General features: G+C 66.7%; 9 protein-coding genes and 1 pseudogene. 6 read left to right on the forward strand and 4 right to left on the reverse strand.

Going from position 1 to position 10,299, the window contains the following annotated elements; translation table 11 throughout:
• Positions 1 to 482, forward strand: a pseudogene (locus tag WBB07_RS07625) (hypothetical protein); the annotation flags it as partial.
• Here the strand turns inward: WBB07_RS07625 and WBB07_RS07630 are convergent.
• Together WBB07_RS07630 and WBB07_RS07635 are read right to left on the reverse strand one after the other, a co-directional pair.
• On the reverse strand, positions 483 to 938 hold the full coding sequence (locus WBB07_RS07630; RefSeq protein WP_526306311.1) for a PPOX class F420-dependent oxidoreductase: 456 nt from the start codon (positions 936 to 938) through the stop codon (positions 483 to 485). It abuts the pseudogene before it with no gap.
• Between the two features lie 20 nt (positions 939 to 958).
• Positions 959 to 2,320: an MFS transporter gene (locus WBB07_RS07635; RefSeq protein WP_526306323.1), complete on the reverse strand. Its 1,362-nt coding sequence runs from the start codon at positions 2,318 to 2,320 to the stop codon at positions 959 to 961.
• Between the two features lie 183 nt (positions 2,321 to 2,503).
• Between WBB07_RS07635 and WBB07_RS07640 the strand changes: the two genes are divergently transcribed.
• From WBB07_RS07640 to glgX, 3 genes are all read left to right on the forward strand, one after another.
• Positions 2,504 to 2,965 (forward strand): hypothetical protein, encoded by a 462-nt coding sequence (locus tag WBB07_RS07640; RefSeq protein ID WP_526306313.1) that lies wholly within the window; start codon positions 2,504 to 2,506, stop codon positions 2,963 to 2,965.
• Positions 2,966 to 3,099: 134 nt separating this feature from the next.
• On the forward strand, positions 3,100 to 3,300 hold the full coding sequence (locus WBB07_RS07645) for a hypothetical protein (RefSeq protein WP_526306315.1): 201 nt from the start codon (positions 3,100 to 3,102) through the stop codon (positions 3,298 to 3,300).
• Between the two features lie 118 nt (positions 3,301 to 3,418).
• Positions 3,419 to 5,548: a glycogen debranching protein GlgX gene (glgX, locus tag WBB07_RS07650; protein ID WP_526306317.1), complete on the forward strand. Its 2,130-nt coding sequence runs from the start codon at positions 3,419 to 3,421 to the stop codon at positions 5,546 to 5,548.
• 50 nt (positions 5,549 to 5,598) lie between these two features.
• Here the strand turns inward: glgX and WBB07_RS07655 are convergent, their stop codons facing one another.
• A complete protein-coding gene (locus tag WBB07_RS07655; RefSeq protein ID WP_526306325.1) occupies positions 5,599 to 6,456 on the reverse strand; it encodes an HTD2 family dehydratase in 858 nt (285 codons plus the stop codon).
• 23 nt (positions 6,457 to 6,479) lie between these two features.
• On the reverse strand, positions 6,480 to 7,634 hold the full coding sequence (locus WBB07_RS07660) for an acyl-CoA dehydrogenase family protein (RefSeq protein ID WP_526306319.1): 1,155 nt from the start codon (positions 7,632 to 7,634) through the stop codon (positions 6,480 to 6,482).
• Positions 7,635 to 7,763: 129 nt separating this feature from the next.
• On the opposite strand from WBB07_RS07660, the gene WBB07_RS07665 reads away from it, so the two are divergent.
• Positions 7,764 to 9,695: a flavin-containing monooxygenase gene (locus WBB07_RS07665; RefSeq protein ID WP_526306327.1), complete on the forward strand. Its 1,932-nt coding sequence runs from the start codon at positions 7,764 to 7,766 to the stop codon at positions 9,693 to 9,695.
• Between the two features lie 19 nt (positions 9,696 to 9,714).
• The coding region (locus tag WBB07_RS07670; protein ID WP_526306321.1) for an alcohol dehydrogenase catalytic domain-containing protein at positions 9,715 to 10,299 on the forward strand (585 nt) is incomplete at its 3' end.

The following is a 10,299-nucleotide window of genomic DNA, read 5'->3' on the forward strand; positions in this document are numbered from 1 at the left end:
ACGTGGCGGGGACCCTGCTGGCCGCCATCGCCGACGCCGGGGTCGCCGCCCGCCTGGGCACCCTGGTGAAGGCCGAACGCTGGTCGGGCTTCGGCACGGGCTTCGGCGAGTCCGCCGCGATCGCTGCCGGTTCCCCGGCCCGGAAGACAACGGCCGGGAACACATCAGCACCCACCCGACCTGCGGAGACCACCGCGGAGAAGGACACCTCGGCGCAACGGCGCCGGGACCAGAATGCGGCCCGCAACGAGCTGGCCGCCGCCCGGAAAGCAAAGACCGCAACCGACGCGGCCCTGCTGAACCGGCACCGGGAACTGGCCGCCGCCCGGGTGCGCCACCACGAAGCCCAACGGGCGCTGCGGGCCGCGGAGGCAGCGTTGGCCGACGCCGAGCGGGCCTATTCCGACGCCGAACAGGACGGTGTGGAGGCCACTGACCGGATCGCGGCCGCCCGAGCCCGCCTGGACAACCTGCGGGGCTGATCAGGTGGCCGGCGGGAACCCTCCGGTGGCCACCGGCCCCCAGCGCCGCGGCGTGATCCGGATCAGGGATTTGCCCTGGACCTGCATCGCTTGCCGGTACTCATCCCAGTCGGGGTGTTCACCGGCGACAGCCCGGTAGTAGTCGACCAGCGCCTCGACCGCATCGGGCAGGTCGATCACCTCGGCGTCGCCGTCCACCTGAACGTAGGGGCCGTCGAAGTCGTCGGACAGCACCACCACGCTGGCGGTGCCGGTGCGCCGGATGTTGGTGGTCTTGGCCCGCTGTGGATACGTCGAGATCACCAGCTTGCCGTCGTAGACCCCGCCGGTGACCGGCGAGCTCTGTGGCGAGCCGTCAGCCCGGAATGTGGTCAGCACCATGCGGTGCCGTGGGGCGACAAATGCCAGCAGGGCGGGAAGGTCGACGTGGTCGGCGGTTGCGTATGTGCGTGCCATCGCAGTCCACGGTAGTCGGGTCAGCGCCGGGCACCACTGACCGTGGCTCCGGCGTCGCCGGGTAGCCGCAGCGTCTCGATCAGGGTGAGGGCCAGCACCACGGCGAGGGTGCCAAAGGTCCAGGAATAGGCGAGTCCGGGATCGGCGCCGGCCAGCACGGTGAACTGGCCGAGCAACACCGCGGCCAGGGCGACACCGACGCCGGCCGCCAGCTCCTGTACCGACGCGTTGAGGGTGTTGCCGTGGGTCAGGTCGTCGCCGTCGACATCGGCGAACGCCAGGCTGTTGTACGCGGTGAATCCGATCGACCGCAGCGCACCGCTGACGTAGAGGATCACGATGATCAACCAGATCGGCAGGTCCGGTTGTAGCAGGGCGAGCAGGCCGAACCACAGCACCGACAACACCCCGTTGACCAGCAGCACCCGTTTGATACCGAACCGCCGCATCAGGGGCGTGGTGAGCGGTTTGATCGTCAGATTGCCGGCGAACAGTGTGGCCACCATGAGCCCGGCCAGGAACGGACTCCAGCCGAACACCAGCTGGAATTGCAACGGCAGCAGGAACGGGACGGCGGTGATCACCATCCGGTAGACGGACCCGGCCGACACGGTGATGCGCAGCGACCGGAACCGTAGAACCTGTAACTGCACCAGCGGGTTCTCGGCCCGCCGGAGGTGCACCACCGCGGCCGTCAGCAGCACCGCCGAGGACAGCGCGCCGCCGGCCACCATCCACCAGTTGGTGCCCGAGACCCGGATGCTTTCCAGCGCGACCAGCGCGGCGGCGATGCCGGACCCCAGCGCCAGCATGCCGCGCCAGTCCAGTGGCTTCGGCGTCTCGGCGGGCCCGCCGTGGACCAGCTTGAACGCCAACACGAGTCCGACGATGCCGATCGGGACGTTGATGAGGAAGATCCACCGCCACGATCCCAGGGTGGCGATCGCGCCGCCGAGGACGGGGGCGATCACCGGCGCTGCCAGCGCCGGCCAGACCAACAGCGCGATGGCCCGGATCAGATCGGATTTGCTGGTGTGGCGCAGCACCGCGAGCCGGCCCACCGGCACCATCATCGCGCCACCCACTCCCTGCAGGATCCGGGTCGCGACGAGCATGGGCAACGACACGCTGAGGGCGCAGCCGACCGAGGCCAGCGTGAAGATGACGATGGCGGCGAGGAACACCCGGCGAATGCCGAACCGGTCCGCCATCCAGCCGCTGGCCGGGATCAACACCGCCACCGTGACGATGTAGGCCGAGATGGCGACGTTGATGTTGACCGGGGCGACGCCGAACGAGGCCGCGATCAGGGGGATCGCCGGGGCGATGATGGTGCCGTCCAGGATCTCCATGAAAAAGGCCCCGGCCACCAGCAGCGCCAGTCCGCGGGGAAATCCTGAGCCCGGCGACGACAACAGAACTCCATTCCTGAGTGGCAGTCCGCGAGCGCGCGCGTCCGTACGCAACACGCCGAGAAAGCATGGCAGTATCCGTGCGCTCGCCGGCCGCCGACCCGGCGTGAGCCCCACCGGTGCAACGGACCACTATCGGGTATGCGGTGTCACATGGCTCCCGCTACGAATTCGGCTGCCGACGGCAGCCCGTCCGAGAAGGGGCTGGATCGCCGGCCCGCCGGTGTCGACGACAACACCGTGGCAGCGGTGGGCAAGTTGTCGGAGGCGCTGGAGACCGTCGAGCGCGCCCGCGGGGCGTTGTACGACTTCCATCAGCTGATGGGCCACGCCGACCTGCAGGCCGGCGAAGCGTGCGACCTGCTGCGGGCGGCGGGACACCCGGAGATCGCTGATCTTCTGGACACCGATCTGGTGGGCCGAAATGTCCTGCCTGGACGGTGGACCTTCCAGGTGGTCGAAGAGTTCGACGACTGTTACTGGTCGGTGTTCCGCACGCACGAGAGCGCCGTCCGGCAGGCCTTGGTCAACGGAGTCCGCCATGTCTTCGAAGCCGAGATGAAACAGGCGCGGCGCACCGAAGGCCGGCCCGGGCACGAGGCCGCGCCGAGCTGAGCCCGGGCGGTGCCGGTAGCTGCGGAGCAGTCAGTTTCGAACCCTCCGTTTTGGGTTACCCGGCATCGGCGCGCAGGCGGGGGAACGCCTCCGTGCCGCCGCCGAGAACCGCGACGACCAGGCAGGAAGACCACATGGCGAACACCACACCCGAACCTGTGCCCCCACCTGATCTGTTGACGCTCGACCACCTGGTCAGTGCGTCCGACATGCGGCTGTTCGGTGATCCTGGCCTGGTGCTATTCGGTGGCGGCACCCCCGGGTCGGCCGTCTCGTCAAGCTCGGCCACCACCACCGATTCCCTTTATCACGGTCGGCACCGCGTTGGCGAATGAGACCGGTCCCCAAAAACAGACCAATGTGCGCCCGGATAGGCCAGTCGATAGGTTGAGTAACTTGTCCCCTACCCGAGGAGTTGACCGCGATGGCCGGCCGGCGCAAGCGACGGACCAGGTGAGTCCAGTACTCATACCTGCCGAGGTCTGGCCGGGCAAGGCCTATCCCCTGGGTGCCACCTACGACGGATCCGGGACCAACTTTGCGGTGTTCAGCGAGGTCGCCGAGCGGGTGGAACTGTGCCTGTTCAGCGACGACGGAACCGAGACGCGCTACACACTGCCCGAGGTCGACGGCTTCGTCTGGCACGGTTTCCTGCCCGGGATCGAATCGGGGCAACGATACGGATACCGCGTGTATGGGCCCTACGACCCCGCCGCCGGGAACCGCTGCAACCCGAACAAGCTTCTGCTCGACCCGTACTCGAAGGCCATCGACGGCACCTTCCAATGGGACCAGTCGCTGTTCGGATACGACTTCGGCGATCCGGACAGCCGCAATGACGACGACTCGGCGGCGAGTATGCCGAAGTCTGTGGTGATCAACCCGTACTTCGACTGGGGCATCGATCGACCACCACAGCGTGAGTACGCCGACAGCTTCATCTACGAGGCACATGTCAAGGGGCTCACCGAGACTCACCCCGACATCCCGGAGCACATTCGCGGCACCTATGCCGCAATCGCCCACCCGGCGATCATCGATCACCTGAAGTTGTTGGGCATCACCGCTATCGAGCTCATGCCGGTGCACCATTTTGCCAACGATTCCACGCTGATCGACAAAGGACTGTCGAACTACTGGGGCTACAACACCATCGGGTTCTTTGCCCCTGACTCCAAGTACGCCAGCAGCCCCACCCCGGGCGGCCAGGTACAGGAGTTCAAGGCCATGGTCCGGGCACTGCACGAGGCGGGGATCGAGGTCATCCTCGACGTGGTGTACAACCACACGGCCGAGGGCAATCACCTGGGCCCGACCGTGTCGATGCGCGGTATCGACAACGCCGCGTACTACCGGCTCGTCGATGACGACAAGCGCTACTACATGGACTACACCGGCACCGGCAACAGCCTCAATGTCGGGCACCCCCATTCGCTGCAGCTGATCATGGACTCGTTGCGGTACTGGGTCACCGAGATGCACGTCGACGGCTTCCGTTTCGACTTGGCGTCGACCCTGGCCCGCGAGTTCTACGACGTGGACAAACTGTCGACGTTCTTCGAACTGGTGCAACAGGATCCGACGGTCAGCCAGGTCAAGCTGATCGCCGAGCCGTGGGACGTCGGACCCGGCGGATACCAGGTGGGCAACTTCCCACCGCAGTGGACGGAGTGGAACGGCAAGTACCGCGACACCGTGCGGGACTTCTGGCGCGGCGAGGCAGCCAGCCTCGGCGAGTTCGCCTCGCGACTCACCGGGTCGGCCGACCTCTACGAGAACACCGCTCGCCGTCCCGTGGCGTCCATCAACTTCATCATCGCCCACGATGGATTCACTCTCCGGGATCTGGTGTCCTACAACGAGAAACACAACGAAGCCAACGGCGAGGACAACAACGACGGCGAGAGCCACAACAGGTCGTGGAACTGCGGCGTCGAAGGGCCCACCGACGATCCGGAGATCAATGCGCTGCGTGCACAACAGCAACGCAACTTCCTGACCACGCTGTTGCTGTCGCAGGGTGTGCCGATGATCTGCCACGGCGACGAACTCGGCCGCACCCAGGGCGGTAACAACAACGGCTACTGCCAGGACAACGAGACCACCTGGGTGAACTGGGATGACGCCGACTCCGAACTCATCGAGTTCACCCGCACGGTGTCGACGCTGCGGGCTGAGCACCCGGTGTTCCGGCGGCGTCGCTTCTTCACCGGCCGTCCGGTGCGGCGTCGCGGGACCGCTGGGGTACCGGATATCTCGTGGTTCCGCCCGGACGGCTCGGAGATGGTCGATGAGGACTGGGATTCGGGCTTCGGAAAGTCGGTTGCCGCCTACCTCAACGGCCACGGCATTCCCGATCTGGACCCGCGCGGTCACCGCGTCACCGATGATTCGTTTGTGGTGTGCTTCAACGCCCATCACGAAGCCATCGAATTCACGTTGCCGCCCAAGGAGTTCGGCGCCGCCTGGCAGCCGGTGATCAACACCGACGCCGGCACCGAAGCCGACAGCGCCGCAGCCGCCGCAACACTGACGGTGGGCGCCAGAGCCATCGTCGTCCTCCAGTCCGTCACCGACCAGTAGCACCTCGGACGGATCGAGAATCTCCGGGACGCCGACGAGTGACGATGCGCTCAGGCGAATCCGGCCGTAGCGCTGGCATGCACGGTGCCCGCCCCTGATGACACCGTCAGCACCGCCGTGTCGTCGTCGTCGATCCGACCCTGCACACGGATCGGATCTCCGACAAAAACGGGCCGCTGTAGCCGGAAGTGGAACTCCGACAATCGTCGGTCACTGTTGACCCGCGCCAGCTCGGCCATGTAGATGGCCAGCAGCGGCCCGTGGACAACCAACCCGGGAAAGCCTTCGACACCTGTGGCGTATGGCTGGTCGTAGTGGATCCGGTGGGCGTTGGAGGTCAGGGCGCTGAACCGGAACAACAACGCCGGGTGGGTGACGGGTTCGGCCACCCAGGGGGCGCTCGGTACGGCGGGCGCCTCGGTGACCCGTCCGAATGACATACCGGAGCCTGCGTCGCTGCGGTAAACCAGATCCTGTTCCTCGGTGATCCGCAACTGGCCGTCCTGGCTGAACTCGTAACGCACTGTCACGAAAAGTAATTCGCCGGTCTTGCCGTGTTTGACCGCGGTGGAGACCAGGGCGGCCCGCCGGGTTGCCGGTTCACCCAGTAGCAACGGTTCGGCGACCCTGAGACGGCCACCGGCGAACATTCTTCTGCGGTGCGGGATGGGCGGCAGGAAGTGGCCGTTGCGGGGATGCCCGTCGGCACCGAGGTCTGCGGTGGGCGGCCAGTCACCGAAGTACACCCAGTGCCACAGCGGCGGCAGCGGATCCCCGGGGTGGGCCGAGAACTCGAGATCCAGGGTGGCGGCCAGCTCATCGGCGCGCTGCGGGGACATCACGTCGGTGGTGTGCACCGGGCCGGACCGCCAGTCCCGCACATACTGTTCGAGTCCGGTGCCGGGCATCTCGGCCCCGCGATGCGTGGGTGTCACCGGTCCAACCCGCCGCGCTTCACCAATTGTTCTGCGATCACACCACGTTGGATCTCGTTGGTGCCTTCGCCGACGATCATCAGCGGTGCGTCGCGAAAGTAGCGTTCGACGTCGTACTCGGTGGAGTAGCCGTGGCCACCGTGTACCCGTACGGCGTCCAGCGCCACTTCCATGCAGACCTCGGAGGCGAACAGTTTGGCCATGCCCGCCTCCATATCGCATCGCGCGCCGGTGTCGAATTTCTCTGCGGCACTGTTCAAGAGCGCCCGCGCCGCCGCCAGTTTGGTGCCCATGTCTGCAAGCAGGTTGCCCACCGATTGATGCTGCCAGATGGGTTTACCGAAACTCTCGCGCTCCTGGGCGTACTTCAGGGCGTCGTCGAAGGCGGCGCGGGCAACTCCGGTCGCACGGGCGGCCACTTGCAGCCGGCCGACCTCGAGACCCTTCATCATCTGTGCAAAGCCGCTGCCCTCGACCGGGCCGAGCAACGCGCCGGCGGGTACCCGGCAATCGGTGAAGTTGAGCTCGCAGCTCTCCACACCCTTGTATCCGAGCTTGGGCAGATCTTTGGACACGGTGAATCCGGGAACCTTCTCCACCAGGAGGATGGACACCCCGTGATGCGCGGGCTGGGCTGCCGGATCGGTCTTGCACAGCAGCGCCACCAGGCCGGCCCGGCGCGCGTTGGTGATCCAGGTCTTGCTGCCGTTGATGATGTAGGCCTCGCCGTCTCGGCGCGCCGTGGTGCGCATGGCCTGCAGGTCCGAGCCACCGCCGGGTTCCGTCAGCGCCATCGTGGTGCGCAGCTCACCGGTGGCCATCCGCGGCAGGTAGTGCTGTTTCTGCTCCTCGGTGCCGAACATCAGGATCAGCTTGGATACGACGGTGTGGCCACCCATCGCGCCGGCCAGGCTCATCCAGCCCCGGGCCAGCTCTTCGGTGACGGCCAGATAGCAGGGCATCGAGACCTGTCCGAAGCCGTACGGTTCCGGGATCGCCAGGCCGAAGATCCCGATCTCCTTCATCATCGCGATGAGGTCCTCGGGGTAGGTGTTGGCGTGCTCGAGTTCCCGCACCACCGGTTTGACCTGTTTCTCCACGAATTCACGGACCGTGTCGACGAGGGCTCGCTCTTCCGCGGACAGCACCATGCCGCCACCTCCTACCTCAACAGAAACTATTTCCTCGAATGATCCCCCGATGCGCCACCGCCCGAAGTAGACACTTTCCCGGATCTGCATACAGGTGGCCCGGGATCGCCTAGCCTTCCGCTCGTGGTGATCGCGCGTAACCCGCACGCAGGTATTCCGTTCACCGAGTCCGACGCCGAGATCAAGGCCGCGCTCGAGGATCTGTCGGTGCCCGCGCTGCTGCTGTCCTGTGTTCACATGACCGGAGATCTGGGCCTGCTCGACGGCCCGGTGAAACCCGCCGGCATCTTCCTCAACGAAGTGCAGGGCTTCCTGTCCGAGCCGGACAAGGCGACGGCCCGCGCTTTGGCGTTCGACATCATCCGCGAGTACCGGGACCGCGGCTGCCCGGAGCCGGGACCTATCGGCACCGCAGAACTCAAGACCATGATGGACTGGCTGGTCGCCGCCGAGGTACCCGACGAGTACGTGCCCATGATGTTCGAGGAGATGGAGCTCGACGGCCGTGACCAGCGCGGCGCCACCTTGGTTTCGGAACCTGCTGACCGCGCCGCCTTCCCCGTGGTGGTGATCGGCGCCGGCCAGTCCGGCCTGCTGGCCGCAATCCGGCTGCAGCAGGCCGGAATTCCGTACACCGTCATCGAGAAGAACTCCGGCGTCGGTGGTACCTGGTGGGAGAACACCTACCCGGGTGCGCGGGTCGACGTCGGGAACCATTTCTATTGCTACAGCTTCGAACCCGACGATCACTGGACAGAGTTCTTCGCCCGGCAACCCGAACTGCAGGCCTACTTCCAGGCCATCATGGACAAACACGGCATCACCGAGCACGTCCGGTTCAGCACCCGAGTGACCCGCGCCGTGTGGGGCGAGGCGGACCCGGCGTGGACGGTGTACGTGACGGGCGCCGACGGCACCGAGGAAGCACTGACGGCCCGGGCGGTGATCAGCGCCGTCGGCCAGCTCAACAGCCCACATGTACCGGAGTTCGACGGCGCGGAAACCTTTGCCGGACCGGCCTTTCACACCGCACGGTGGGATCACGACGTATCCCTGGACGGCAAGAACGTCGTGATGATCGGCGCCGGCGCCTCCGGTTTCCAGATCGCCCCGGCCATCGCCCCGGACGTCGCGCACCTGACGGTGTTCCAGCGGACCGCACAGTGGATGTTCCCGAATCCGAACTACCACGCGCCGGTGGGCCCGGGCGTGCAGTGGGCGCTGCGGCACCTGCCGTTCTACGGCCGCTGGTACCGCTTCCTGCTGTTCTGGCCGGGCTGCGACACCGGGCTGGCGGCCGCGAAGATCGACCCCGACTGGCCCGATCAGCAACGTGCGGTCAGCGCCGTCAACGACCTGGCGCGGATGATGTTCACCGACTGGATCACCAGCCAGATCGACGGTGACGCCGAGCTTCTCGCAAAGGTGCTCCCGGACTATCCGGCCACCGGTAAACGCACCCTTCAGGACAACGGCAGCTGGCTGCGCACCCTGACCCGCGACAACGTCGACCTGGTGCGCGACGGCATCGCCCGTATCGAAGCCGATGCTGTGGTGGCCACCGACGGCAGCCGGCACCCCGCCGACGTCGTCGTTTACGCCACCGGATTCCGCGTCAACGACATGCTGTCCTCGTTCCAGGTGATCGGACGCGACGGCATCGACCTCCACGACTTCTGGGGCGCTCGCCCTTCGGCCTATCTCGGGATGACGGTTCCCGGCTTCCCGAACTTCTTCTGCCTGTACGGGCCGGGCACCAACCTTGCCAGCGGCGGCAGTCTGATCTTCCACTCCGAGTGCGAAGTTCGCTACATCATCGGCTGCCTGGATCTGCTGATCAACTCGGACAGCCACACCATGGAGCCCCGCCAGGAGCGGTACGACCACTGGTACCAACAGTGCCAGGCCGAGCTGAAAACCCTGGTGTGGTCGCACCCGAGCATCGAGCACAGCTTCTACAAGGATGCCGCCGGGCTGGTGCACTCACTGAGCCCCTGGCGGCTGGTCGACTACTGGTCCTGGACCCGCACACCGCAACCCGACGATTTCTTGTTCGCCTGACCCCGCCCAGGAGGCAGCCATGCGCTCAGTCGTGATCGTCGCACCCGGTGAGATCCGGGTCGACACCGTGGCCGATGCCACGCTGCCCGGCCCCGGCGGCGCTGTCGTCGCCGTCGAGACCGCTGCGATCTGCGGCTCGGATCTGCACTTCTACGAGGGCGACTATCCGCTGCCGCAACACGTCCCGCTCGGTCACGAAGCGGTGGGCACCGTCGTCGAGGTGGGCGCCCAGGTGCGCACCGTCAAGGTCGGCGACCGGGTGCTGGTGTCGTCGGTGGCCGGCTGCGGAGCCTGTGTCGGGTGCGCGACCCTGGACCCGGTCACCTGCCTGTCGGGACCGCGAATCTTCGGATCCGGCGCCCTCGGTGGCGCCCAGGCAGATCTGCTGGCGGTGCCCGCCGCGGACTTCCAACTGCTGACCATTCCCGACGGCATCGACACCGAGACGGCGCTACTGCTCACCGACAACCTGGCCACCGGCTGGGCCGGTGCGCAGCGCGCCGACATTCCGCCGGGCGGCACCGTGGTGGTGTTCGGGCTGGGGGCAGTGGGCCTGTGTGCGGTGCGCAGCGCGATCGCTCAGGGGGCGGGCACGGTGTTCGCC

The organism is Mycobacterium sp. (genome assembly GCF_049647605.1).
In the GTDB taxonomy this organism is placed as follows: Bacteria; Actinomycetota; Actinomycetes; order Mycobacteriales; family Mycobacteriaceae; genus Mycobacterium.